The sequence below is a fragment of the Arthrobacter sp. ISL-69 genome (genome assembly GCF_018613775.1).
GTDB lineage: Bacteria > Actinomycetota > Actinomycetes > Actinomycetales > Micrococcaceae > Arthrobacter.
This window is the reverse complement of record NZ_JAGGPO010000014.1, coordinates 1-23,145: the sequence shown is the minus strand read 5'-3', so window position 1 is coordinate 23,145 and position 23,145 is coordinate 1. Positions and strand designations below refer to the sequence as shown.

The window sequence follows — 23,145 nt, the reverse complement described above, 5'->3', positions numbered from 1 at the left end:
ATGACAGACGTCCACGTCCTGGGGATCCGGCACCATGGGCCGGGTTCGGCGCGCTCAGTGGCCGAGGCCCTGGCGACCCTCCGGCCCGACCTGGTGCTGATCGAGGGCCCGCCCGAACTCGACCAGGTTGTCCCGCTGGTCTCCGATCCGGCGATGGTTCCGCCCGTGGCGGCACTCATCTACGCGGCCGATCAGCCCAGGCTGGCCTCGTTCTACCCCTTGGCGGAATTTTCCCCGGAGTGGGTGGCATTCCGCTGGGCTGCGTCGACGGGAACCCCCGTGCGGACGATTGACCTGCCGGCAGCCAACAGCTTCGCGCTGCACACAGCAGTGGACGACGCCGAACCCGCTGCTCCGCCGCAACAGCCCTACCGGCCGGATGCCATTGCGATGCTGGCCCAGGCAGCGGGGTACAGCGACGCGGAGCGCTGGTGGGAGGACGCGGTCGAGCACCGCATTGCCGACCCACTCGACAGGTTCGCGGCCATTACCGAAGCCATCGCGGAGATCCGCGCCGTTGACAACCGGCCGGCCGACCACGCGGACGTCGCCGAGAACAATCGGCGCGAAGCTGCGATGCGGCGGCTGCTGCGTGCCGCCATCCGCGACGGGCACGCGCGGATCGCCGTGGTGTGCGGGGCCTATCACGCCCCCGCGCTAGTTCCGGCGAACTTTCCTCCGGCGGCGGCGGACAACAAGGTGCTGGCCGGTTTCCCCAAGATCAGGGTCGCCGTCACGTGGGTGCCGTGGACGTCGGACCGGCTCAGCCTGCAAACCGGATACGGGGCGGGCGTCACGGCGCCCGGCTGGTACCAGCACCTCTTCGCCCACTGGACTGCCCGGGACTCCACGGCTGATGTTGCCACCACGTGGCTGGTCCGGGTCGCACAAACCCTGCGCCGGGAAAACCTCGACGCCTCGACGGCTTCCGTGGTGGAGGCCAGCCGGCTGGCCAGCGCCCTGGCCGCCGTCCGCGGCCGCCCCAGCCCGGGCCTGACGGAGCTGGACGATGCCGCGCAAGCTGTTCTCTGTGACGGTTCACCGCTCCCACTGGCACTTGTGCACCGCGAGCTCACCATCGGCAACGAACTGGGAAGCGTGCCGGAGTCAGCGCCCACCGTCCCGCTGGCCGCTGACCTCGCCGCGACCCAGCGTCGCCTGCGCCTGCAGCCCAGCGTGCTGGAAGAGTTCCTGACAATCGACCTCCGCAAACCGAACCAGCTGGCCCGTTCGGTCCTGCTGCACCGGCTGGCACTGCTCGGTGTTGATTGGGGCACACCCGCCGACACCGGCCGTACCACCGGCACGTTCAAGGAGGCCTGGACCCTCCTCTGGCAGCCGGAACTCGCCGTCGCAGTGGTGGACGCCAGCCGCTACGGCACCACCATCGCTACGGCGGCGGCGACGTGGGTGGCGGAACACGCCCAGGCCACGGGCAGCCTGGCCGACCTCAGCGAACTGCTTGCCAATTGCCTGCTCGCGGACCTGCCGGACGGAATCAGCGCCGTGGTGTCGGTACTGGCCGAGCGAACCGCAGTACAGCAGGATGTGGTCCCGCTGCTGGAAACCGTAGCCCCGCTCGCCCGGACCTGCCGGTATGGCAATGTGCGCGGTGTGGACGTCACCGGCGTAGAGCGGATCCTCGACGCGACGGTGGTGCGGGCCTGCGTCGGCCTGCCTACCGCCTGCGCCGGGCTGGACGATGCCGCCGCGACAGCCATGCGGCGCGCCATCGACTCGGCCCAATACGGCTTGTCATTGCTGCCGGAGCTGCCCCTGGACGACTGGCACCGGGCCTTGGCCGCCGTCGCCGGTTCAGACCGGATCCACGGGTCCGTCGCCGGACGGGCCACGCGCCTGCTGATGGACGCGGGCCTGGTGGAGCGGGATGACGTCGCGGCCCGGCTCAGCCGCCGGCTCTCGGTCGCCACGCCGGCGCCCGAGGCCGCCGCCTGGCTGGACGGACTGCTGTCCGGCGACGCAGTGCTGCTGATTCATGATCAGCACCTCCTGGAGCTCGTCGACGACTGGGTCGCCGGTGTTCGGGACGAGGTCTTCGACGACGTCCTGCCCCTGCTGCGCAGGACATTCTCCGCCTTCAGCCGTCCGGAGCGGCGGGAGATCGGCGAGCAGGTGAGCCGAGGACGCGGGCCCGCGCAAAGCCCGGGCGCCACCGCGCTTGAGATAAGAGGCGCGGCCCCTGCGATCCGCACGATGGCCAGGTATCTGGGATGGGAGGCGATAGCGTGACCGACGCGAACCCGGATCGAGGTGGCGGCCGCGACCGGCTCAGCCGCTGGCGGCTGGTCCTCGGCGGGCAAGAAGCCGACGGCATCGTCACGGACGGCCGTCAAAGCGTGGAGCTCTCGGCCGCTGACGCCCGCCGTGACAAGGCACTGGAGGACCTGTACGGCGCCCCGAAAACGGGACCGGGCGGCCTCGGCGCGTCCAGCCCGCGGGTGGCCCGGTGGCTCGGAGACATTCGCGGCTATTTCCCGTCCACGGTGGTCCAGGTGATGCAGGCCGACGCCATGGACCGGCTCGGCTTGCGGCAGCTTCTCCTCGAACCGGAGATGCTCCGCACCGTGCAGCCTGATATCGGCCTGGTCAGCACCCTCGTCGGACTCGGGCGTGTTATCCCGGAACATTCCCGCGAGACCGCCAGGGCAGTGGTCCGGCAGGTGACCAGCGAATTGGAGGATCGATTGCGCGCCAAGACGGTTCAGGCCGTCTCCGGGGCATTGAACCGCGCGGCACGCACCCGGCGGCCCCGGCATCGGGATATCGACTGGAACCGCACCATCCGCGCGAACCTTAAGAACTACCAGCCCGACTATCGCACTGTGGTGCCAGAGCGGCTGGTCGGTTATGCCCGGCGCAGCACCGAGGTGCAGCGCGAGATTATCCTGTGCATCGACCAGTCCGGTTCGATGGCCGAATCTGTGGTGTATTCCAGCGTGTTCGGGGCAGTGCTCAGCTCGCTGCGGTCCGTGCGCACCCGGCTGGTGGTCTTTGACACCGAGGTGGTGGACCTGACTGACGACATGGATGATCCGGTGGATGTGCTCGTCGGCGTGCAACTCGGCGGCGGCACGGACATCAACCGGGCGCTCGCTTACTGCCAGTCTCAGATCACCCAACCGACAGAGACGATTCTGGTCTTGATCAGCGATCTTTACGAGGGCGGAATTGCTGAGGAGATGCTGCGGCGTGCCGCCGCAATCGTCGAATCGGGAGCCACTTTGATTGCCCTACTGGCCCTGAGCGACAGCGGTCATCCGACGTTCGACTCGAACCATGCCGCGGCCCTTGCCGGAATCGGCGTCCCGGCCTTCGCCTGCACCCCGGATCTGTTTCCCGAGCTGATGGCCGCCGCGATCGAACGCCGGGACGTCAGCGAATGGGCCGCCTCGCACGACATCGCTACCAGCCACGAAAAGTAGTGGCGGCGTCGGCCCTTGCCTCGTAGTACTTGTCGAAGCGGTCGCGCCCGATGCGTCCCAGCTTTTCGACGGTGTGCCAGCTGATGACGGCCAGCAGCAGGGTCAGCAGGATTGCGGTCACGGCCACGAGGGGCGGCAGGTCGGCCGTTGATCCGCCATTGAGCCAAAGGATCACGATGTAGTTCCAGAGGTACGCCGCGTAGGAAACCATGCCCAGGAGTTGCAACGCACGCGTCCACCTGGGCATGATGCGCGTCCGGGACGCGGCCAGTACCACCAGGACGGCGGCTGCAGCCATGGCCAGCGGGCCGCCAACGAAGAAGAAGGCCGGCGATTCGTTGGCCTTGGGAAAGAACACCAACGCGGCCAGGACAAGGACCGAGCCCAGCAGGGCCACCCCCCTGCGCCGGCGGCCGGAGAACCAGCTGAACATCCGGACCCTATAGAGGCGCAGCGCCGAACCGATGATCAGCCCCAGACCCCACGTCGTCGGAAGCGCGTAGACCAGGGAATGAAGGTTCGGTGCCAGGATCAGCATCGCCAGCACACTGGCAGTCATCAGTGAAAGGACGACGGCGGCGGACCAGCCGATCAGCCGTCCCTGGCGGTTCCTCCGCAGGGCGATGACCAGCAACGCCGGCCAGATCAGGTAGAACTGTTCTTCCACCGCCAGCGTCCAGAGCGCTCCGATGGCCATGCTGACGTCGAAGGGCAGCGGTAGGTCCTTGAGGTAGCCGAAACCGGCGAGGAGCGTGTAGCCGATGATTCCCTTGGAACGGTCCCCGAGCACATCGGCCGCCAGTTCCACGATGGCGTAGACACCAAGGAAGGCCATAAGTGCCGGCAACAGGCGGAAGGCCCGGTGCGCGTAAAAGCGGCCGTAACGGACTTTGCGATGCTGTTCGACGTCCCTGATCAGCACACCTGTGATCAGGTAACCGCTCAGCACGAAGAAGACAATCACACCGACGATGCCGGCTCCTTGAAATACCCCCGGCCATGAATGTCCCATCAGAACCGCGCCGACGGCAGCGCCGCGAAGGACATCGAGGCCGTCCAGCCTTTGCCTCACCGGAGCTTGCCCGGCGCCCTGTCCGGCGCTCTGTCCTGCGCCCTTACGGGCCTCCGTCTCGACGGTTCCACCAACCAGCAACGTCATATGCCTCCGTGGCTATCTCTGGCCGGTTCCAACGTCAGCTGAATCAGGGCAAGAACCGGCTCTTGCCTGTTGACATGAATTTTGAGTCCGGGCCCCAGGCCACGCGACTTCTCCCAGTATTCCCTGCCTGGCTGGACGAATCCTGACCTTCGGCCGGTGGAGGGCTCCGACGGGCGCACACGGGCGGGCCGCAGGATGGTCCGTCTAAAGTCACGTTCCCGTCATTGTCGGGACCCGACAAAATCTTGCCTCCAACGGGGAACTAGCGTCGGTTCGGAGGAATATCCGCAACTTCCCGAACGCAAAGGACCCATCAATGACGATTCAGGCAAACCTCCCCACAACCTATGAAATCCTGGAAACCGCCCGCCGTCAGGTTCTCGAGGACGGCATCGGCCTGACCCAGGCGCAGCTCGAGGAAGTGCTCCGGCTCCCGGACGACGCCCTGCCCGCGACCCTGCAGCTGGCCCACGAAGTCCGGCTGAAGCACTGCGGCGAGGACGTCGAAGTCGAAGGCATCATCTCCATCAAGACCGGCGGCTGCCCTGAGGACTGCCACTTCTGCAGCCAGTCCGGACTGTTCGACTCCCCCGTCCGCGGCGTCTGGCTCGACATCCCCGAACTGGTCAAAGCCGCGAAGGAAACCGCCGCCACCGGCGCCACCGAGTTCTGCATCGTCGCCGCGGTCCGCGGCCCCGACATCAAGCTCATGAACCAGATCAAGTTCGCGATCGACCGCATCAACGAAGCCGTGGAGATCAACATCGCCTGCTCCCTGGGCATGCTCACCCAGCGCCAGGTGGACCAGCTCGCCGAATGGGGCGTGCACCGCTACAACCACAACCTCGAAACCGCCCGCAGCTACTTCCCCGACGTCGTCACCACGCACAGCTACGAAGAACGCCTGGAGACCTGCAACATGGTCAAGGCCGCCGGCATGGAACTGTGCTGCGGCGCCCTGATCGGGATGGGCGAATCCCTGGAGCAGCGCGCCGAACTCGCCGTCCAGCTCGCAGCCCTGGAACCGCACGAAGTCCCGCTGAACTTCCTCAACCCCCGTCCCGGCACCCCGCTGGAAAACCAGGGCATCATGGACGGCAAGGACGCCCTCCGCGCGATCGCCGCGTTCCGCCTGGCCATGCCCCGCACCGTGTTGCGCTACGCCGGCGGCCGGGAACTGACTTTGGGCGACCTCGGCACCCGCGAAGGCCTCATGGGCGGCATCAACGCCGTCATCGTCGGCAACTACCTCACCACCCTGGGCCGCCCGGCAACCGCCGACCTGAACCTGCTGGTCGAGCTGAACATGCCCATCAAGGAACTCCAGAAGACACTATGAGCCGGGCTTCGACGGGCTCAACCACCGGCGCTGTAGCGAGCTCAACCACCGACTCCACCGCTGAGTTCTGCGGGCACTGCGGTGAACCGTCCGACGGCGGCGCCAGCCCGACGTCGGACGTTCACCACCGCTGCGGCGAGCATCTCGCGATGGAGCCGCCGCGGTACTGCGCTGCCTGCCGGCGGCGCATGAAAGTCCAGGTCACACCAACAGGTTGGTCAGCGGAATGCTCCCGCCACGGGGTGCTTGCACCATGAGGCAGGATTCGGAACTGCCGGGCCTGATCCAGCGGGACCGCGCGCGGTTGTGGCACCCGTACGCACCGGCGTCCCCGGAGCTACCGCTCTGGGAGGTCGAGGGAGCCGACGGCGTCCGGCTGCAGCTGAGGGGCGAGGACGGCGCACGCCACGAGGTGGTTGATGCGATGTCCTCGTGGTGGTCGGTGATCCATGGCTACCGCCACCCGGTGCTGGACGCCGCCGCGCGGCGGCAGTTGGAGAGTTTCAGCCATGTGATGTTCGGCGGGCTCACGCATGCTCCGGCGGTGGAATTGGCCGAGCGGCTCGTGGGTATGGCCCCGATTGTGCCAGGGAGGCCGGGTTTGAAGCGTGTGTTCCTTGCGGACTCGGGCTCGGTAGCCGTTGAGGTGGCGCTGAAGCTGGCGGTGCAGTTCCAGACCGCGTCCGGGCACCCTCGGAGGCAGCGGTTCCTGAGCATCCGCGGCGGATACCACGGCGACACTTTCGCGGCGATGGGGGTCTGCGATCCCGTGGACGGCATGCACTCCGCGTTCCCGGGGCTGCTGGCCGGCAATGTCTTTGCGCCGCGTCCGCCGGCCGCTGCTTCCGCGACCCCGGAAACCGTGCAGGCGTGGGCATCCGACCTCGCGGACATCGCGGCTATGCATTCCGGGGAGCTGGCAGCGATCATCGTCGAACCGGTCCTGCAGGGTGCCGGCGGGATGCACGCCTACCCGGCCGCATGCCTGACAGTACTGCGGGAGGCGGCGGACCGGCACGGGCTGCTCCTCATCTTCGATGAGATCGCAACGGGCTTCGGGCGTACCGGGGAGCTATTCGCGGCCGATCATGCCGGCGTCGTGCCGGACATCATGTGCGTCGGCAAGGCCCTGACCGGCGGGTACCTGACGCTGGCCGCTATGCTCTGCACGGCAGACGTGGCCGAGACAGTCTCCAATGGCGAGGCCGGGGCGCTGCTGCACGGTCCCACCTTTATGGGGAACCCGCTGGCGTGTGCGGTGGCCAACGCCAGCCTCGGCATCATAGGCGACGGCGGCTGGCGGGCCGACGTCGCGCGGATCGGCGCCGGCCTCGAATCGGGGCTATCCTCCGCCCTGGAACTTGAGGCCGTGCGGGACGTCCGGACCATCGGCGCGGTAGGAGTCATCGAGCTGCACGACGCCGTCGACGTCACGGCGGTCACTGCCGCAGCCATCCGGCACGGAGTCTGGGTCCGGCCGTTCCGGAACCTCGTCTACACCATGCCCCCGTACGTCAGCACTGCAGCGGACATTGAGCAGATCTCTGCAGGCATGACGGCGGCCGTCACCGAAGTCCATGAGCGCATCCCGGCGCGGTCCGGAGGCCCGGCATGAGCACCTCGATGACACAGTGGCTCGAGCGGCAGGCAGCAGTCCGGGAGCGCCGGGGCCTGGTCCGCAGCCCGCTCCCCCGCACCGCGGACGAATCGTTCATCGATTTGGCCAGCAACGATTATCTGGGCCTCGCGGCGGACGCCCGGGTTGCCCAGGCTGCTGCGGCCGCCGCTTCGGTGTGGGGCGCGGGTGCCACGTCCTCGCGCCTGGTGGCCGGAACCACGCGGCTGCATCTGGACCTCGAGCAGGAACTCGCCATGCTGGCCGGGATGGAGACGGCGCTGGTGTTCTCCTCCGGCTATCTGGCCAACATCGGCGTGATCACGGCGCTCGGGGGCCCCGGGACCCTGATCGTCGCGGACGAGCACTGCCACGCCTCGCTGATCGACGGATTCAGGCTCAGCCGCTCCCGCACCGAATCGTTCACCCACAACAGCGTGGAGGAGGCCGGCCGGCTGCTTGCCGGCCGGCCGGAACCGCGCGCACTGATCGCCGTCGAATCCCTCTACAGCGTCCTGGGCGACGAAGCCCCGCTCGCCGCCCTGTTGGCCCTGGCCGAGGAACACGACGCCGTGCTGCTCATCGACGAAGCGCACAGCCTCGGCGTCACCGGCACCGGCACCTTCCAAGGCCGCGGCTCGGTGGCCGGGACAGACCTTGCCGGGCATCCGAACGTGATCGTGACGGCGACGCTGTCCAAGGCCCTGGGCAGCCAGGGCGGCGCGGTCCTGGGATCCCCCCTCCTGCGGGAACACCTCGTCAACCGGGCCCGGAGCTTCATCTTCGACACCGGTCTGGCGCCTGCCGCTGCCGCAGCGGCCCTCGCCGCACTGCGGATCATCCGGGAAGAGCCCTGGCGGGCGGGAGCCGTCCGTAGCAACGCTGCGGCGCTGGCCGTCGGGCTCGCCCCTACCCTTGCGGCCAGCGGCACTGCCGTCGACCGGGCCGCCGTCGAGCAATCAGCGGGGGCCGTCCAGTCCATTGCCATGCCGTCCGCCGAAGTAGCGCTGGTGGCTGCCGGTGCCGCACGTGCGGCCGGCGTCCGGGTTGGCTGCTTCCGCCCGCCGTCCGTTCCCGACGGAATTTCACGGCTGCGGCTCACCGCCCGCGCCACCCTTACACCCGAGGAAATCGAAGACAGCTGCGCAGTGCTGCGCGGCATTTTGGAGGAGCTTCCATGAACCTGCCCGGCATCATCCTGGTCACCGGAACGGATACCGGCGTCGGCAAAACGATGACGACGGCGGCCCTCGCCGCCATCCTCCACGGAACGGGGCACAGCGTCGCAGTGTACAAACCGTGCCAGTCAGGAGCCGCCGACGGCGATTCCGACGCGGCCGAAATTGTTCGGCTCGCCGGCGCCGTGACGGCAGAAACCGGAGTCGTCCTGCAGCAACCCCTGGCGCCCATCGCTGCGGCCGCCGTCGACCGAACAGCGCTCCCCAGCGTCGCTGCCCATGCCGAGAAGGTGCGCGCGCTGGCTGCGTCCCACGACCACGTCCTGGTTGAGGGCGCAGGCGGCCTGTTGGTGGAACTGGATTCCGACGGCGGCACCCTGGCGGATCTCGGATCGCTCCTGGCAGCCGCGTTCGTGCTCGTCGCGCGGCCTGCCCTCGGCACCCTGAACCACACGGCCCTGACCCTCGAGGCGCTGGACGCCCGGGACCTGCAGGTCCTTGGGGTGGTGCTCGGAAGCTGGCCGCCCATTCCGGATGTTGTGCACCACAGCAACCGGCAGGTGCTTGGATCGCTGCGGGCGCCCTTCCTCGGCGCCCTTCCTGAGCAGGCCTCGGGACTCTCCCCGGCTGATTTCCGCGCCGGCGCAGCTGCCTGGCTGAACGGCCTGCCCGCATGAACGCGGCGATGATGACCGTCGGAGCCACAGAGATGCTGGTGCCGCCGGGACCGGGACAGACTGCGGGCGCCGGCCAGGCGCGGTGCCCGTACCTCGTGGTGCGTGACCCGGACGCGGTCCGTGAGGTGCTGCACCGTCCTGCCGACTTCAGCCCCGGCAATGCCCTGGTCGCGGTCACGCCACTGGAAGGACCGGCCCTGCGAGTGCTGCAGCGCGTGGGCTTTGCGTTGCCGCCTGTGCTGGCGAGCAACGACACGGGCACGCACGCCGGGATCCGCAAGGTGGTGGCGGGCTATTTCACACCCGCTACAGTCGCCGCCATGGAGCCGCGGATACGGGAACTGGCCCGGGAAGCAGCAGGGAACGCCGCGGACCGGCTCGACTCTTCCGGCCACGTGGACCTGGTGCTGACGGTCGCGGCGTTTCCACCGGCAGTCGTGATGCTCGAACTCCTCGGACTGCCCGTCCGGGATCTTGCGGACCTCAAGCGGTGGGGCCTTGACTCCATGGAGCTGTTCTGGGGCTGGCCCGACGAGGACCGGCAACTCGAACTGGCCCACAGCGCCGCAGGTTTCTACGTCTGGCTGCGGAAGCTAGTTAAGGAATCCCTGGCGGCCCCCGGACGCAACCTGTTCAAATCCCTGGCCGACCACGGGCTGTCCACGCCGGAGATGTGTTCGCTGGGCTACTTCCTGCTGATCGCCGGACAGGAAACCACCACCCAGCTGATCAGCACCACCCTATTCCGGCTCCTCGAAGGGTCCGGCCCCGTCGGCTGGAACGAGGCCGCGACCGAAACAGGCTCCAGGACCATGGTCCGGCACGTACTCACCACCGAATCGTCCGTCCCCACCTGGCGCCGCGTGGCAGCCCACGACACCAACCTCGGTGACGCCCCGATCCCTGCCGGCGCCGAAATCCTCCTCGAACTGAGCGGCAACCCCATTACTTCACCGGACGGGAACGGACAATCATCGGCCTACGGCCTAGTGTTCGGCTCCGGCATCCACCGGTGCCTCGGGGCCAAGCTCGCGGAACTGGAGGCAGCAGTCACCATCCAGGAAACCGCTGCAGCACTGCCCGGAATCCGGCTGCGGGACCACAATCCAGAACGGATCCGGCTGCTGTCCTTCCAGGCCCCGCGTACAGTCAAGGTAACGGGCAGGCCACGTTGAGCCTCCCTAGGCTGTGATCCGGCCGGCGTATTCTGCAGTTCGGTGTGCCTCGATTGTTGACGGGTCGTCAATAGCGTCCCGGCTGTCATCCAGGTCGCGGCCGATCGTTTCCGGGGTGAAGAACGTGGCGACGATGCGGCCCGGCCCGGTTGCACGTGCATTGTGATGGAAATCGTGAACCCGGCGCCCCCTGACGCTGACCTGCCGGCGTAGCCCACGACGTCCACGCTGACGCCGTGGTTCACGCAGGAGGGCTTTCGCGCCATGGCTGTGGCCGCGCCTTCGACTGCGACCTTCACGGATGTCCTGCCACGCAAGGGCGTTCAGTTGCTGGCGGAAGACGGAAAGGTCTTCGCCGCAGGTAGCTTCGATCCTACCGGTGAGTATTCCGATCATTCCTTTCCCTCAGGAATAGATGGTGAAGCAGCAGCGGCGCCGCGGACCATGCGGCACCCGCTATGAGCAGCGCAAGGAACAAGCCCAGAACAAGAAGCGCCGTCACAGGTTCTGCCCCGACGCGGGCCGCAGGCGGACGCCGTCGCTGTTGCTGTACATCTGGCGGCCGAGGCCGGTGGAACTGACCACCCAGACGACGCCGGAGTCGGGGGTTTTGGCATCGATGCGGCCCACGTAGGAATGTCCTTCTGTCAGACCGACCTCAACCGTGCTTCCCACCGATATTGCCTTCCAGTCTTCCGCAGGAATACCGGGATCCGCTGTTTCATCCGGTATTCGGGGACGGCGGCCGCGGCGGTGGGAAGTGGACATCACCATGGTTATGCCACGCTCTCCAGCGCGCCGGCCCGCGACTGCACGCCGAAGTAGTCGCCCTTGAAGAAGAGCAACGGTTCCGCATCGGCCCGCGCGCTCAGGGCCCGGACCGCGGCGACCACAATGGTGTGGTCGCCGCCGTCGTACTCCGCGTGCAGTTCGCAGTCCACCCAGGCCAGGGCCTGGTCCAGCACCGGGTTGCCCAGAGGTGATGGGGAGTAGTCAACGCCGGCGAACTTGTCGGTCCCGGAACGGGCGAACTGGCCCGCCAGGTGCTGGTGTTCGGCCGGCAGGATGTTCACGGTGAACCGCTCTGCTTCCCGCAGCAGGGGCCACGTACTCGAGGTCCGTGCCGGGCTGAACGTCACGAGGGCCGGTTCCAGTGACAGGGACGAGAACGACTGGCAGGTGAATCCGGCCGGGCCGTCCTTGGTTGCGGCGGTGATCACCGTCAGGCCGGTCGCGAAATGGCCCAGGATGGTGCGGAGTCGGCGCGGGGTGAGGTCAGAATGTTCCGTCATGGCGGGTCCTTTCGAGCTTGTCCACCTAATCAATCACCCTGCTTACCGGTTCCCAATACCGGATGAAATGAACGGACGCGCGGGGAAACACGGGTTCACCCTCCGAAGCATGGCGTAAGAAAACCCGACGACAGCGCCCACAGGCCTGACGCCGACCTCATCTTCTGCCGGTCAGGCTCGCGTCCCTGGCAGGAAGGCAATGTCCGATTTCGTGCAGGCGTTCCTTGCTCGAAACCAAAATGCTCCTTAGTTGGCGTCTCGAGTGCGGTGCTCAGGCTTAACCGCAGTCGGCGTCGAGCACGAAGTCGTAGGCGACTTCGTTGCCGGTGCCGTCGGTGCGGTCGGTGCTGCGCAGTTAGCAAATCGCCTGATCCAGAGAGAACCACCATGACTGCCGCGGACCCCATCGACGGAGCAACCGCCAGACTGGCCGAAAGACTGCTGGGGATGCGCGCGAACCGGGAGGTCAACCCCCCTGACCCCAACCACTCAGTCCGGTGGAACCAACACGACTACCCCAGCCCGGTGGCACGGTGGAACTATCATCCCGAGTACGAGATCCACCTCATTCGGAAGGGCACCGGGAAATTCATCGTCGGAGACCACATCGGCACTTTTGAGGCCGGCCACGTATCCATCGTTGGTTCGGGCCTCCCCCACGACTGGGTCAGCGACCTTGAACCCGGCGAAGTACTGAAGAACCGGGACGCCGTCGTCCAGTTCGACGGCAAATGGGTCGAGCAGACCGCAGCCCTCGTCCCCGAGATGGCCGAGGTTAAGCCCCTGCTGGAACAGTCGGCACGCGGTATCGAATTCCTGGGCCGTTCAGCCGAGGCGGCAGCCGCCTCCATCGAGGCGATGGGCGCCACCACGGGGCTGGAGCGGCTCCAACACCTGTTTGAGCTCTTTGGGATCCTGGCCAGGGCGCCGCCGTGGTCGACATCATCCTGGAGTACGTGTTCAGCAACCACGCCGGCAATATCAGGATGTCCGTGGCCGCAGCCTTGGTGGGAATGGCGGAACCCACTTTCTCGAAGTACTTCAAGCGGGCCACCGGCCAGAACTTCAGCGACCTGGTCCGCAAACTCCGCCTGGCCCACGCCCGGCGTTTACTCGAGAGCAGTGACAAAGCCATTTCCGACATCTGCTACGAAGTCGGCTTCTCGAACCTGTCCAATTTCAACCGGCACTTCCTCAACGACACCGGCGAAACCCCCCGAAACTACCGCCAGCGGGCTCAGAACTGACATTCCAGGAAGTGCTCCGATTTCGCACGGTCCGGAAGCCGGGCACGTGCGGGCCACCTGGATCATTGGTATTGCTCCGGGGAGCCATGCGCCCAACACGGCCAGCGCACTGACCCAGGTTGTTGTCTGCCGTTTCAGGCCCGCAAGGACGGGATGACAGGTTTGTCCGCCTCCCTACGAAGACCCTACGCCGGCTTCTGAAGCCCGTCGATCTTACGTTCCAGTGCTGCCCGTTCGGCGGCATTCGTGCAAAGGCCGGCTGCCTCTTGCAGCGCCGATGTCGCCTCATCACGCCGGCCGAGCCTGCTCAGCAGCTCGCCCCTCACGGCCGGCAAGAGGTGCGAGCCGTTGAGTTCGCCGCGGGACGCGATCCCGTCAACCAGTTCCAGCCCTGTTGCCGGACCCGAGGCCATGGCCACCGCCACCGCGCGGTTCAGTTCGACAATTGGCGACGGCGACAACCGGCCCAGCGCCTCGTAGAGGATGACGATCCGCTGCCAGTCCGTTTCCGCAACCGACCGTGCCACGGCATGGCATTCGGCGATGGAAGCCTGCAGCCCGTAGGCTCCCAGCCCGCGGCCGGCCGCTGCCGCCGTCGAAAGCGCCGCGCGGCCGCGCCGAATCGCGGACTGGTCCCACCGCCGTCGGTCCTGGTCCTCCAGAAGGACTGGCCGTCCGGCCGAATCGAGCCTTGCCGGGAAACGCGCCGCAGTGAATTCCATCAGGGCCAGCAGGCCAAAGACCTCAGGTTCGGGGGCCAGCCGCACCAGCACACGGGCAAGACGGCGTGCTTCGCTGGCCAGGTCCGTTCGCATCCAGGAGTCGCCGCGGGACGCGAAGGAGCCTTCCGTGAAGATCAGGTAGACCACCTGGAGGACGGAGCCGAGCCTTTCCGGTCTCTCGTGCGGTTCAGGTACGGCGAAGGGAACGTGGGCGGCGGCCAGTGTCTTCTTGGCACGGGTGATGCGTGCCTGGATGGTGGGCACGGGGACCAGAAACGCCTTTGCGATCTCGTCGGTGCCCATGCCGCCCACAACGCGCAGCGTCAGCGCGATCCGCGCTTCCTTGGACAGCACCGGATGGCAGGAAATGAACATCAGGGCCAGCACGTCGTCGTCGATCGCGGCGGGATCGAACAGGGAATCCGCGCCCGGCGCCTCCTCGGCGAGGTCCGTGGCCAGGAGCGCGTACTTTTCGTCCCGGGCGGCACGGCGCCGGAACGTATCGATCGCACGACGCCGGCCGGTGGTCAGCAGCCAACCCACCGGTTCGGCGGGGACGCCGTTCACCGACCAGGAGACCAGGGCTTCGGCCAACGCTTCCTGTGCGAGGTCCTCGGCCAGCGGGAAATCGCCCGTATAGCGGGCAAGGGCGCCGACGATGCGGGCGGACTCAATGCGCCACACCGCTTCGACGGCGGCCCTTGCCTCGTTGCTGCTCACTGGCGGATCTAAGCCGGCCGGTTCAGAGCTGGCCGGTCTGCTCGCGCCAGGCGCGTTCCTTCTGGATCCATTCGTTTTCCTGCGGGAACTCGTCGATCGAAGGTACCCGGCGGATTTCCGTCTTGGTTCCAGCCGTCATGGGTGCCCGCTTGGCCCACTCGATGGCTTCCTGCTTCGAGGCGACATCCAAGATGTAGTAGCCGCCGAACAGCTCCTTGGTTTCGCCGTAAGGCCCGTCGGTGGCCACCGGGGTTTCGCCGGTGAAGTCCACTACGACGCCCTCTTTCGGATCGTCAAGGCCCTCGGCCGCCAGGAGGACTCCGGCGCGGATGAGTTCATCATTGAACTTACCCATGGTCTCGAGCATTTCGCTGAAGTCGGCCTTCTCAAGGTTGGCGTACGACTCGTCGGTTCCACGCATGATCAACATGTACTTTGCCATTTCAATCTCCTAGGTTTTGGAAGGTCGTTCTTCGACCTTCTCACCCACAGGTCGAACAGCGCGAGGGCCGATCGACACCGGCCTGAAAAATTCTTTGCCTACAGCAGCGTGGCCGGACGTCGAGGCACTTTTGCCCTGATCCGGGGTGAACGTCGGTGGTTGACCGTAAGATGTCGAAAGCGCATCGGGAGCGGCCGGCTGGTAAGGAAGCTACCCCTGGGGCCCGGCAGGGAAAGGAAGAGATGGATACCTCAAGCGACGTCCTTACTGGAACGGGGGTCAGCCCCGGGATTGTGTGCGGGACTGCACGGACAGTTCACAACATCGACGAGTTCTCCGCTGTGAGGGCCGGCGACGTCCTGGTCTGCCGCACCACTGATCCGGCCTGGACACCCCTCTTCGCGGTGGCCTCCGCAATCATCACGGAAACAGGGGGAATGCTTTCGCATGCGGCTATCGTTGCCCGCGAGTACGGTATCCCGGCCGTTCTGGGCGTAGCCGACGCCCTGACCCGCATCACGACCGGAACAACCCTTCTGGTGGACGGAACGTACGGAACCGTCCGCGAGAAACCTGCGCATACCGGATCAATTTCGTGATGGGCCCGCAGCAGCGATCCATGCTGCTGACGCTCCACGCCGTGAGGCTGCTCGGCTTCGCCGATACTGACCCGATTGCCGAACGGTTCGGGCAGGATCCGCCCGACGTCGAACGTTCCCTTATCGACGCAGGCGCCAACGGGTGGGCACTACGCTCCGCATTCGCGGGAACCCGGGGGTGGTCCCTTACTGTCGCCGGCAGGGCTGAAAATGAACGGCTGCTGGCAGTGGAGCTGAGGAGTGCGGGCGGCCACACAGCCGTCTCCGGCGTGCACTCGGACTTTGCCTCCCTGAACACAGTTGTTGTGGCGGCCTGCAGCAGGATCCAGCTGCAGTGGCTCGCAGACGGGCATCGACCAGACGGGATTGACGAGCAGACACGCCAAACCTTCGCTCAGGCACTGACGGCCCTGCGCGGCCTGGAAGCCCGTCTGACAGCCGTGCTGCCGCGGTTCACTGGCTACGCCAACCGCCTTGAGCTGGCCCTCACGAACGCTGTGACCGAGGCTGCCTGGCTCACCGCCACAGACCGGGACTCCTTCCACCGCATCTGGTTCGAGCTGCACGAAGACCTCATCGCCACCCTCGGCATCCAAAGATGAGCAATCTGTAGGACGGGTCCTGCAGATCGGCCCGGGACGTTCACCTCCTATAGTGATCAGGTGCGCCCCTCGATCGAAACCCAAACTGAGTTCCGCGCCGCCGGTATTGCATTAGAGCTTGCGGGCGGCCAAGGAACGGCCTGGCGAGTCGGCGATGTGACGCTGAAGCCCCTCGATGTGCTTCCGGAGGAGCTGCTTTGGCGGGACGAAGTCGCGCGTGAACACAGCGTTGGCGGCGATCTGCGCCTGAGCCTCCCGATCATGAGCACATCGGGGAAATTGATCGTTGACGGCTGGACAGCATTCCCGTATCTCGCCGGCGAACATCAGCCGGGCAGATGGTTGGAACTCGCGAAAATTGCCCGTGAGTTCGCCACAATTTTCGCCGAGGCAAAGCGGCCGCCCTTTATCGACATGCGAAATCACGCCTGGGCCAGGGCTGACCGCTTCGCTTGGGGCGAAGAAGCCGGTCCGCCGGTTGGCGCTCCCCACGTGGCAGATCTGGTGAGCGCCCGGCGGCAGGTCTTCGATCCCCCGGGCATCGTCCACGGCGACCTGACCGGAAACGTCTTATTCGATTGCGTGCTTCCACCCGCTGTGATCGATCTGACCGTCTATTGGCGGCCACCGGAGTACGCGGTGGCTGTGATCGCTGTTGACGCCGTCTGCTTCGAGGGTGCGCCGCTCTCTTTGTTCGAAAAGATCAGCCCGGCGCGATGCTTCCCGCAGTATCTCGTCAGGGCATTGCTGTTTCGTCTCGTGACCGACTATTTCAATGGCCGCCCAGTGACTGACTACGGTGCCTACGACAGTGCCGTAGCCCGCGTGCTTGAACTCGCCGAAGGCACGTGAGCCGCCCGGAGCAAAGAGTCGAATCCGGCTGAAGGAAAAACGTTACTGCTTTCCGTATTTACGGTGGACAGCCTGCTTGCTGACCCCGAGACACAGCGCGATCGCCTCCCAGGACAGGCCTGCCTGCCGGGCCTTGCGGACCAACGAAGCTTCGGCGCGTCCGACTTCCTTCTGCAGTTCCGCCACGGCGTACAGTGCTTCAGCGGGACCTTTCCCGTCCATCGATGCCACCAGCGTTTTCATCCGCTTCACCTCCATGCGTCAACATTAGTTGACGTCAAAGGTGCCGCCAACATGAGTTGACGAGCTAGGTGGCTCTGGTCAGCCTCATGTGAGCCCTGCTGCCACTCGCCGTGCCGGCCAGGAACTCCAGATCCTCCAGAGCCGACAACATTCGCCCGGACGCTGCGCGAAGCGACTCCGCTGTCTCGGTCTGATGCTCCTCCAACTCCCGGATGGCACTGGCCAGCATCCCGGCCGTTGCCGGAAGCGGCTGCGGTGCGGGGTGTGTGAGGTACTCGGCGAGCGATGAAAGGGCAGCCATCACCTTGACTTCCGCTTCACCGGCCGCGGCCCGGCCGTTCAACAGGGCCGTTCTGGCTTTCAGTACCCGCTGGATCAGCTCTGACGTGCGTTGGAGGTTTTCGCCCTCAACTTCTCCCATATAGACAAGCCTGTCCCCAAAGTCAGCCCCCACCTCTTGAGCCCTCACGAGCCAGCGCCGGTACCGGCGGCCCCGGATCCTGGCCGTCACCATCCCCGCCAACGCGAACGCCGGCGTCAGGCCAAATAGATACACGTAGAACGCCCACCCAGGCAAAGTGTCCAGCCATCCCGGCGAAAACTGCGCAGACAGGAAATAAACCACGACCAGCAAGGCCGCCATGGCCACCGCCGTCCTCGTTCCCCAGTTCCAACCATTTTCATCGGTTACCTGCTTGGTCACCCCGGCTGCTTCAGCGGCAGTGAGGCCGGCGTTAAGCATTGGGGCCACGGAAGTTTCGCTGATTGGTGCACCCGGGTTCAGCGCGGCGTAGACGATGACGGGAGGCAAGGCCTCCTCTGAATCCCTGGATGCCATATGAACCCTTACGTAGTCGGTGGTGCACGGACCCAGGGCACACTTCCACGGCCCCAAACGTGAACTGATGGCCCGAGTCTAGTGACAGACCAGGCCGTTTGGCCCGCAACCAATGGGCTCAATTCTTGTGTCACGGCGCGCGGACGTTAACGTCGTCAACTTATACAACAGAAGCGTCAAACATTCGCCTCTGCAACGAGCCGGGTGGCCCGCACAACAACGTCCTGCAGGGAAAAGGCCCGCCCACCGGGACCGAGGAGCTTACGGCTGTGCTCCCCTGCACTATCTATGCTCCAGACACCTGGGTCCAGGCACCCGGTGATGTCCGCGAGCGTGACGGTCGCCTCGGCGGGAGGGTGGTGTCCGTGTCCCGTGGAGGCGGGGTCATGCAGGTGCCCGATGATCAACAGCGCTCCCCCTGGGGCCACCCATTCCGAAATACGTTCGTAGAAGGCCAGTTGCGGCATGGCCGGGTGCGCGTAGTGGGTGGCCACGAGGTCGAACCGGCGTCCCGGTTCCCAAGAAGTGAGGTCCGCCTCGACCCAGGTCACCCTGTGGGACACGGACTCCCTTGCTGCGCGCTCGGTTGCTTGAGCGAGGGCTGTGGCGGAAATGTCGGCACCGGTGACATGCCAGCCGTGCGAGGCCAGCCATGTTGCTTCCGCACCCGTCCCACATCCGGCATCCAGCGCAGTGCCCGGCGCAAGTCCGTTCGTTTCACGGGTGAGATGCGGGTTCGGGGCGTTCACATTCTGCTCTGCCGGCGCAGCATCATGGGCCTGTTTCCAATGCCGTTCCCAGTAGTCCTTGTCGAATGCCTCTGCTGTCCCGGCCACGTCGAACCCCCTCCGTTCTGAAATTTGCCCGTCACTGTCGATGGTGCCGAACGGGCCGGCGGATGTGCAAGCACCGTTGCCGAATGGCAAAATGACGCCATGATCAACGACAACCACCACACACTCGACGCCGTCGGGCCGCGCCTCAAGCGCCTCCGACTCCGCCGGGACATCACGCTCGCGGACCTCGCCGAGCAGACAGGCATCTCCGCCAGCACGCTGTCCAGGCTCGAAGCCGGCCTGCGGCGTCCCACACTCGAGCAGCTGCTTCCCTTGGCCCGCGTGCACGGGGTCACCCTTGACGAACTCGTCGACGCGCCACCGACAGGCGACCCCCGCGTCAACTTGCGGCCCGTCGCCTGTGCAGACGGGTCGATGGTATTGCCCCTCACGCGCCGGCCAGGCGGAATTCAGGCCTACAAGTTCATCCTCCCCAGGGGTGTGGACGAACAGGAGCCGCAGCTGCGCACCCACGAAGGCTACGACTGGGCCTATGTCCTGAACGGCACCTTGCGCCTCGTTCTCGGTGAACACGACCTCATCCTCAAACCCGGCGAAGCTGCGGAGTTCGATACCCGCACCCCGCACTGGTTCGGCGCGACCAGTGCGGGTCCCGTCGAGTTCCTCAGCCTGATCGGCAAGGAGGGCCAACGCGCCCACGTCCGCGCAGCACCAAAACTGGATGAATAGGGTGCGGATACATCCGTTCCGAGAGGGCGGGGGCAGGGCGGTTCCGACGTACGCGGCGCTACGCGGCGCCCCCGAGTGAGGACAACGACGACGGCGAGGCCCGCCGCCGCGAGGAACGTCACGCCCCACGACACGACAGTCGCGTCAGGGTGCACGACCGACTGCCCGGCCAGGGCCTGCACACGAGTTAGCCGGTGGGGGCTGAACGCGCGTCGTATACGTTGGCTTGGTCGCGCACTTGGCGCACGTAGGAATCGGACTGGTTGTAGGAGAGGACGGCGTCCGTCCACCCCCGGTCAGTGGTGAGCTCCCGGCCGCCGGCGCACAGGTATGCGGCGGCGCTGAGTGCGGCGTCGTCGATGTTCAGCGGATCGGCTTCCCCGTCCCCGTTCCCGTCGCGCCCTGCCTGCTGCCAGGTCGAGGGAATGAACTGCATTGGTCCGACCGCGTGGTCCCAGACGGCGTCGCCGTCAAATGCACCGGAGTCCGTGTCAGCGATGGCCGCGAAACTGTCGCCGTTGAGGCTGGGCCCGATAATTGACCGGTTCGCCTGCCCGGCGGGAGTCAGGCTTCCGCCTCCGTGACTACCGTGGGCGGACTCGACGAAGCCGATGGCCGCCACAGTATTCCAGCCGATCCGGCACGTCGGCGCGTCGGCGTTGGCCCGTTCGGCTGCTGCCGTGTAGGCCTGGAGCGCCCTGGCAGGTATCCCCGTTTGCGCCGCAGACTGCTCCAGCCACTGGGCGTCGACCGGGCCCTCAGTGATGTCCACGGCAGGGGTGCTGATAGTGGACAGCATCGAGAGCTTGGCTCCTGATTGCGGCGGCGGGGACTGGCCCCAAGGCGCTGCCGCGCCGGACGGATGGAGCACCCAGAGGAGGAGACAGGTGACGACAGAGATGGTGAAAACGCAGAATACTGCGAGGCGTTTCAGGCGGAGCATGACATAGCCTCGTTTCTGGTCTGCTTGTCACCTCAATGCAATTTACATCATGACGCCGTTTCTGATTCCTCGCGTTCCAGGTCCTGGCTGAGTTCGGCTTGGAACGTCGCATAGCGGGCCAGATGCGCAGGGCGCCGGCGCAGCAGGAACCAGGCGACACCGAGCAGAAGGAACCACACCGGCGTCACCAGGAGCGCCAGCAGCGTATCCGGCTGCGTGGTCAGTGCCCACAGGACGAAGGCGAAGAAGGCGAAGACCACCCAAACCATGGGGATACCGCCGGGCATCCGGTACTTCGAGGCATCATGCAGGTGCGGGCGGCGCCGGCGGAAGGCCAGGTAGCTGGCCAGGATGATGGACCACACGAAAACGAAGCAGGCGGCGGACACTGTGGTGACCATGTCGAAGGCCTTGCCGATGTCCTGTCCCGCATACATCAGCACCACGCCGGAGAGCAGCAGGACGCAGGAAAGGAACAGGGCATTCTGCGGGACCTTGCGGCGGGACAGGCCGCTGAAGACCGACGGAGCGTCACCCTCCTGGGCCAGGCCGTACACCATGCGCGACGTGGAGTAGATCCCGGAGTTGGCCGAGGACATCGCCGAACTGAGCACCACCAGGTTCACCACGGTGGCCGCGGCGCCCAAGCCGGCCAGCGAGAACATGGCAATGAACGGGCTGTGGCCTGCCTGGAACTGGGTCCAGGGGGTGACTGACATCAGAATGATGAGGGCTCCGACGTAGAAGAGCAGCACGCGGATGGGGATGGAGTTGATGGCCTTGGGCAGGTTCTTCTCCGGGTCCTTGGCTTCCGCGGCCGTGGTGCCCACCAGTTCAATGCCAACAAAGGCGAAGACCGCGATCTGGAAACCGGCCACAAACCCCATGAACTCATTCGGGAAGAAGCCGCCATGGCTCCAGAGATTAGTGAACGAGGCAGGGCCGGCGTCGGACTGGAATCCGCTGAAAATCATAAACAGGCCCACCACGATCAGCGCCGCGATGGCGATGATCTTGATCAGCGCGAACCAGAACTCCGTCTCGCCGAACGCCTTCACCGTGGTGAGGTTCAGGAGCAGGAGGATGGCTATGGTGGCCAGTCCCGGGATCCACAGCGGCAGCGCCGGCCAGAGCTCCTTCGAGTAGCCGGCGATGGCAATGACGTCCGCAATTCCCGTGATCACCCAGCAGAACCAGTACGTCCAGCCGGTGAAGAACCCGGCCCAGGGACCCAGGAGGTCTGCGGCGAAATCACTGAAGGACTTGTAGTTCAGGTTGGACAGCAGGAGTTCGCCCATGGCCCGCATCACGAAGAACAGCATGAAGCCGATGATCATGTAGACGAAGATGACGGACGGGCCGGCCGCAGAAATGGTTTTGCCTGACCCCATGAAGAGGCCGGTGCCGATAGCGCCGCCGATGGCGATCAGCTGGATGTGCCGGTTGCTGAGCTGCCGCTCAAGGTGTGGCGTTTCCTGGGTGCTTAGGGTCTTAGTTGTCACGTGCTGCTCCTCGAATCAATGCTGTCTGGAGTGCTGTTAAGGTTGTCGCCTGATCCAGTCCGCCGGGAACTGACTCAAGGCTGTTGAAGCTGTAGAGATGGATGCCGGCGATGCTGCCTGGATGGCTTTTCAGCCCGGATACCAGGGATTGTGGCGAATAGCGGTCACCGCTGAGGAGCTTGCGGGCCAACGGGCCCTTGCGGCTCAGGAACTTCAAGGAACTTCCGACGCCGATCTGCGAGGCAAGGGAGACCAGCTTGGTCCGCGGGACGGACCCCGCCACCCCGGCCCAGACAGGCAGCCGGACGCCTTCCCGTCGCAGGAGCGCCGCGTAGTCATGGATCGCCGGCGCGGAGAAGCACATCTGCGTGACGACGTGCGAGGCCAGGTGCTGCTTGGCGAGCACGGCGTCGAGCAGGTCCACGGGGCCAACCAAGGGGTGGCCCTCCGGGTAACCGGCGATCCCTGCCCGGATCGTGCCTCCGGAGTGCTGCGCGATGTCTTCCAGCACGGGAAGGGCGGAATCGTACGGGCCGGCCGGCTGCTTCCGGTCTCCGCCGATCACGAACACCTCGCTGATGCCGGCAACAGTGCAGTCGCGCAGTATTCCGGTGAGCTCGGCCCGGTCGTGCAGGCTCCGTGCCGCGAGATGCGGGATGACGGAGTAGCCAAGCACGCCCAGCTGCACGGCGGCGCGCATGGTCCGCTCGATGCCGTGATGCGGCAGGCACGTGATGGTCAGGGCGGTGGTCAACGGCACTGCGGCCTGGATTTTTTCGACGATGCCTTCGGAAGGAATGATCTCAAGTCGTATGGGGAACATGTTTGATCCTGTTCAGTGTCAGACGCCGGAGTGCGCTGCGATCAGGGAGCTGGCTTCCTGGCGGGTGCTGCCTGAGCTTTCGATGTGTGCGAGTTCTGCGGGGATTTCCCAGCCCTTTTTGCGCATGGCGGTGGCCCAGAGGCGTCCGGCGCGGTAGGAGGACCGGACCAGCGGGCCGGACATGACGCCGAGGAAGCCGATTTCCTCG

General features: G+C 66.0%; 24 protein-coding genes and 2 pseudogenes. 13 read left to right on the top strand and 13 right to left on the bottom strand.

The genetic code is table 11. The annotated features are described in order from the left end of the window. Both J7I79_RS09790 and J7I79_RS09785 read left to right on the top strand, forming a co-directional pair. Positions 1-2,250: a DUF5682 family protein gene (locus J7I79_RS09790; RefSeq protein WP_214952715.1), complete on the top strand. Its 2,250-nt coding sequence runs from the start codon at positions 1-3 to the stop codon at positions 2,248-2,250. Next, positions 2,247-3,443 (top strand): VWA domain-containing protein, encoded by a 1,197-nt coding sequence (locus J7I79_RS09785; RefSeq protein WP_311380559.1) that lies wholly within the window; start codon positions 2,247-2,249, stop codon positions 3,441-3,443. Before J7I79_RS09790 ends, J7I79_RS09785 begins: the two co-directional genes overlap by 4 nt. Here J7I79_RS09785 and J7I79_RS09780 read toward each other — a convergent pair. Further along, the gene (locus tag J7I79_RS09780) at positions 3,424-4,602 is read right to left on the bottom strand and encodes an acyltransferase (RefSeq protein WP_251042634.1); all 1,179 of its coding nucleotides are present in this window, start codon (positions 4,600-4,602) and stop codon (positions 3,424-3,426) included. The genes J7I79_RS09785 and J7I79_RS09780 overlap by 20 nt on opposite strands. A gap of 316 nt (positions 4,603-4,918) precedes the next feature. On the opposite strand from J7I79_RS09780, the gene bioB reads away from it, so the two are divergent. The 5 genes from bioB to J7I79_RS09755 all read left to right on the top strand — a co-directional run bounded on the left by bioB (position 4,919) and on the right by J7I79_RS09755 (position 10,586). Continuing rightward, complete coding sequence (bioB, locus tag J7I79_RS09775; RefSeq protein ID WP_214952711.1) at positions 4,919-5,941, top strand: biotin synthase BioB; 1,023 nt, start codon at positions 4,919-4,921, stop codon at positions 5,939-5,941. Positions 5,942-6,194: 253 nt separating this feature from the next. Further along, positions 6,195-7,556: an adenosylmethionine--8-amino-7-oxononanoate transaminase gene (locus tag J7I79_RS09770; RefSeq protein ID WP_214952710.1), complete on the top strand. Its 1,362-nt coding sequence runs from the start codon at positions 6,195-6,197 to the stop codon at positions 7,554-7,556. 8 nt (positions 7,557-7,564) lie between these two features. After that, entirely contained in the window at positions 7,565-8,737 is a 1,173-nt protein-coding gene (locus J7I79_RS09765) for an aminotransferase class I/II-fold pyridoxal phosphate-dependent enzyme (RefSeq protein ID WP_214952733.1), read from the top strand. Further along, positions 8,734-9,411, top strand: coding sequence for a dethiobiotin synthase (gene bioD, locus J7I79_RS09760; RefSeq protein WP_214952708.1), 678 nt, complete (start codon positions 8,734-8,736; stop codon positions 9,409-9,411). The genes J7I79_RS09765 and bioD overlap by 4 nt, the downstream gene beginning before the upstream one ends. A gap of 32 nt (positions 9,412-9,443) precedes the next feature. Further along, positions 9,444-10,586, top strand: coding sequence for a cytochrome P450 (locus J7I79_RS09755; protein ID WP_214952731.1), 1,143 nt, complete (start codon positions 9,444-9,446; stop codon positions 10,584-10,586). 6 nt (positions 10,587-10,592) lie between these two features. Here J7I79_RS09755 and J7I79_RS09750 read toward each other — a convergent pair whose 3' ends face one another. The 3 genes from J7I79_RS09750 to J7I79_RS09740 all read right to left on the bottom strand — a co-directional run bounded on the left by J7I79_RS09750 (position 10,593) and on the right by J7I79_RS09740 (position 11,878). Then, positions 10,593-10,982 (bottom strand): hypothetical protein, encoded by a 390-nt coding sequence (locus tag J7I79_RS09750; protein WP_214952706.1) that lies wholly within the window; start codon positions 10,980-10,982, stop codon positions 10,593-10,595. Positions 10,983-11,084: 102 nt separating this feature from the next. Next, positions 11,085-11,354, bottom strand: coding sequence for a hypothetical protein (locus J7I79_RS09745; protein ID WP_214952705.1), 270 nt, complete (start codon positions 11,352-11,354; stop codon positions 11,085-11,087). Between the two features lie 8 nt (positions 11,355-11,362). After that, positions 11,363-11,878 (bottom strand): flavin reductase family protein, encoded by a 516-nt coding sequence (locus tag J7I79_RS09740; protein ID WP_214952704.1) that lies wholly within the window; start codon positions 11,876-11,878, stop codon positions 11,363-11,365. A gap of 387 nt (positions 11,879-12,265) precedes the next feature. Between J7I79_RS09740 and J7I79_RS24220 the strand changes: the two are divergent. Together J7I79_RS24220 and J7I79_RS24215 are read left to right on the top strand one after the other, a co-directional pair. Then, a pseudogene (locus J7I79_RS24220) lies at positions 12,266-12,619 on the top strand (cupin domain-containing protein); the annotation flags it as partial. Between the two features lie 191 nt (positions 12,620-12,810). Beyond that, on the top strand, positions 12,811-13,125 hold the full coding sequence (locus tag J7I79_RS24215) for an AraC family transcriptional regulator (RefSeq protein WP_311380558.1): 315 nt from the start codon (positions 12,811-12,813) through the stop codon (positions 13,123-13,125). Between the two features lie 185 nt (positions 13,126-13,310). On the opposite strand, the gene J7I79_RS09730 is transcribed toward J7I79_RS24215, so the two are convergent. Beyond that, a complete protein-coding gene (locus tag J7I79_RS09730) occupies positions 13,311-14,567 on the bottom strand; it encodes an RNA polymerase sigma factor (protein WP_214952702.1) in 1,257 nt (418 codons plus the stop codon). Between the two features lie 22 nt (positions 14,568-14,589). Next, complete coding sequence (locus J7I79_RS09725) at positions 14,590-15,009, bottom strand: YciI family protein (RefSeq protein WP_214952700.1); 420 nt, start codon at positions 15,007-15,009, stop codon at positions 14,590-14,592. A 242-nt stretch (positions 15,010-15,251) separates the two neighbouring features. Here J7I79_RS09725 and J7I79_RS09720 point away from each other — a divergent pair, with 242 nt between their 5' ends. Genes J7I79_RS09720 through J7I79_RS09710 form a run of 3 tightly spaced genes read left to right on the top strand, consistent with a single transcriptional unit; the run spans position 15,252 to position 17,062 of the window. Beyond that, entirely contained in the window at positions 15,252-15,608 is a 357-nt protein-coding gene (locus J7I79_RS09720; protein WP_214952698.1) for a PEP-utilizing enzyme, read from the top strand. Further along, positions 15,608-16,210, top strand: a complete 603-nt coding sequence (locus tag J7I79_RS09715) for a hypothetical protein (RefSeq protein ID WP_214952696.1) — start codon at positions 15,608-15,610, stop codon at positions 16,208-16,210. Before J7I79_RS09720 ends, J7I79_RS09715 begins: the two co-directional genes overlap by 1 nt. Positions 16,211-16,270: 60 nt before the next feature. Beyond that, positions 16,271-17,062, top strand: coding sequence for a hypothetical protein (locus J7I79_RS09710; RefSeq protein WP_214952694.1), 792 nt, complete (start codon positions 16,271-16,273; stop codon positions 17,060-17,062). Between the two features lie 42 nt (positions 17,063-17,104). Here J7I79_RS09710 and J7I79_RS09705 read toward each other — a convergent pair whose 3' ends face one another. The 3 genes from J7I79_RS09705 to J7I79_RS09695 form a co-directional block, all read right to left on the bottom strand. Further along, complete coding sequence (locus J7I79_RS09705) at positions 17,105-17,320, bottom strand: AsnC family protein (RefSeq protein ID WP_214952692.1); 216 nt, start codon at positions 17,318-17,320, stop codon at positions 17,105-17,107. Between the two features lie 49 nt (positions 17,321-17,369). Then, positions 17,370-18,143, bottom strand: a complete 774-nt coding sequence (locus J7I79_RS09700; protein WP_214952690.1) for a hypothetical protein — start codon at positions 18,141-18,143, stop codon at positions 17,370-17,372. A 176-nt stretch (positions 18,144-18,319) separates the two neighbouring features. Beyond that, positions 18,320-18,979, bottom strand: coding sequence for a class I SAM-dependent methyltransferase (locus tag J7I79_RS09695; RefSeq protein WP_311380557.1), 660 nt, complete (start codon positions 18,977-18,979; stop codon positions 18,320-18,322). A gap of 99 nt (positions 18,980-19,078) precedes the next feature. Between J7I79_RS09695 and J7I79_RS09690 the strand changes: the two genes are divergently transcribed. Further along, positions 19,079-19,669, top strand: coding sequence for a helix-turn-helix domain-containing protein (locus J7I79_RS09690; protein WP_214952688.1), 591 nt, complete (start codon positions 19,079-19,081; stop codon positions 19,667-19,669). Between the two features lie 187 nt (positions 19,670-19,856). Here the strand turns inward: J7I79_RS09690 and J7I79_RS09685 are convergent, their stop codons facing one another. The 4 genes and pseudogenes from J7I79_RS09685 to J7I79_RS09670 all read right to left on the bottom strand — a co-directional run. After that, a complete protein-coding gene (locus J7I79_RS09685; RefSeq protein ID WP_311380556.1) occupies positions 19,857-20,468 on the bottom strand; it encodes a lytic transglycosylase domain-containing protein in 612 nt (203 codons plus the stop codon). 191 nt (positions 20,469-20,659) lie between these two features. After that, positions 20,660-22,114 carry a D-serine/D-alanine/glycine transporter gene (cycA, locus tag J7I79_RS09680; protein ID WP_214952684.1) on the bottom strand — a complete coding sequence of 485 codons (1,455 nt, stop codon included), beginning with the start codon at positions 22,112-22,114 and terminating at the stop codon, positions 20,660-20,662. Continuing rightward, on the bottom strand, positions 22,104-22,937 hold the full coding sequence (locus J7I79_RS09675) for a methylenetetrahydrofolate reductase (protein ID WP_214952683.1): 834 nt from the start codon (positions 22,935-22,937) through the stop codon (positions 22,104-22,106). The genes cycA and J7I79_RS09675 overlap by 11 nt, the downstream gene beginning before the upstream one ends. Before the next feature lie 18 nt (positions 22,938-22,955). Then, positions 22,956-23,145 (bottom strand): annotated as a pseudogene (locus tag J7I79_RS09670) (lipoyl synthase); the annotation flags it as partial.

Coding starts and splice junctions, on each gene's coding strand:
- J7I79_RS09790 (WP_214952715.1), top strand. CDS start 1: ATGACAGACGTCCACGTCCTGGGGATCCGGCACCATGGGCCGGGTTCG.
- J7I79_RS09780 (WP_251042634.1), bottom strand. CDS start 4,602: ATGACGTTGCTGGTTGGTGGAACCGTCGAGACGGAGGCCCGTAAGGGC.
- bioB (WP_214952711.1), top strand. CDS start 4,919: ATGACGATTCAGGCAAACCTCCCCACAACCTATGAAATCCTGGAAACC.
- J7I79_RS09770 (WP_214952710.1), top strand. CDS start 6,195: ATGAGGCAGGATTCGGAACTGCCGGGCCTGATCCAGCGGGACCGCGCG.
- J7I79_RS09765 (WP_214952733.1), top strand. CDS start 7,565: ATGACACAGTGGCTCGAGCGGCAGGCAGCAGTCCGGGAGCGCCGGGGC.
- bioD (WP_214952708.1), top strand. CDS start 8,734: ATGAACCTGCCCGGCATCATCCTGGTCACCGGAACGGATACCGGCGTC.
- J7I79_RS09755 (WP_214952731.1), top strand. CDS start 9,444: ATGCTGGTGCCGCCGGGACCGGGACAGACTGCGGGCGCCGGCCAGGCG.
- J7I79_RS09750 (WP_214952706.1), bottom strand. CDS start 10,982: ATGATCGGAATACTCACCGGTAGGATCGAAGCTACCTGCGGCGAAGAC.
- J7I79_RS09745 (WP_214952705.1), bottom strand. CDS start 11,354: ATGTCCACTTCCCACCGCCGCGGCCGCCGTCCCCGAATACCGGATGAA.
- J7I79_RS09740 (WP_214952704.1), bottom strand. CDS start 11,878: ATGACGGAACATTCTGACCTCACCCCGCGCCGACTCCGCACCATCCTG.
- J7I79_RS09725 (WP_214952700.1), bottom strand. CDS start 15,009: ATGGCAAAGTACATGTTGATCATGCGTGGAACCGACGAGTCGTACGCC.
- J7I79_RS09720 (WP_214952698.1), top strand. CDS start 15,252: ATGGATACCTCAAGCGACGTCCTTACTGGAACGGGGGTCAGCCCCGGG.
- J7I79_RS09715 (WP_214952696.1), top strand. CDS start 15,608: ATGGGCCCGCAGCAGCGATCCATGCTGCTGACGCTCCACGCCGTGAGG.
- J7I79_RS09705 (WP_214952692.1), bottom strand. CDS start 17,320: ATGGAGGTGAAGCGGATGAAAACGCTGGTGGCATCGATGGACGGGAAA.
- J7I79_RS09700 (WP_214952690.1), bottom strand. CDS start 18,143: ATGGCATCCAGGGATTCAGAGGAGGCCTTGCCTCCCGTCATCGTCTAC.
- J7I79_RS09690 (WP_214952688.1), top strand. CDS start 19,079: ATGATCAACGACAACCACCACACACTCGACGCCGTCGGGCCGCGCCTC.
- J7I79_RS09685 (WP_311380556.1), bottom strand. CDS start 20,468: ATGCTGTCCACTATCAGCACCCCTGCCGTGGACATCACTGAGGGCCCG.
- J7I79_RS09675 (WP_214952683.1), bottom strand. CDS start 22,937: ATGTTCCCCATACGACTTGAGATCATTCCTTCCGAAGGCATCGTCGAA.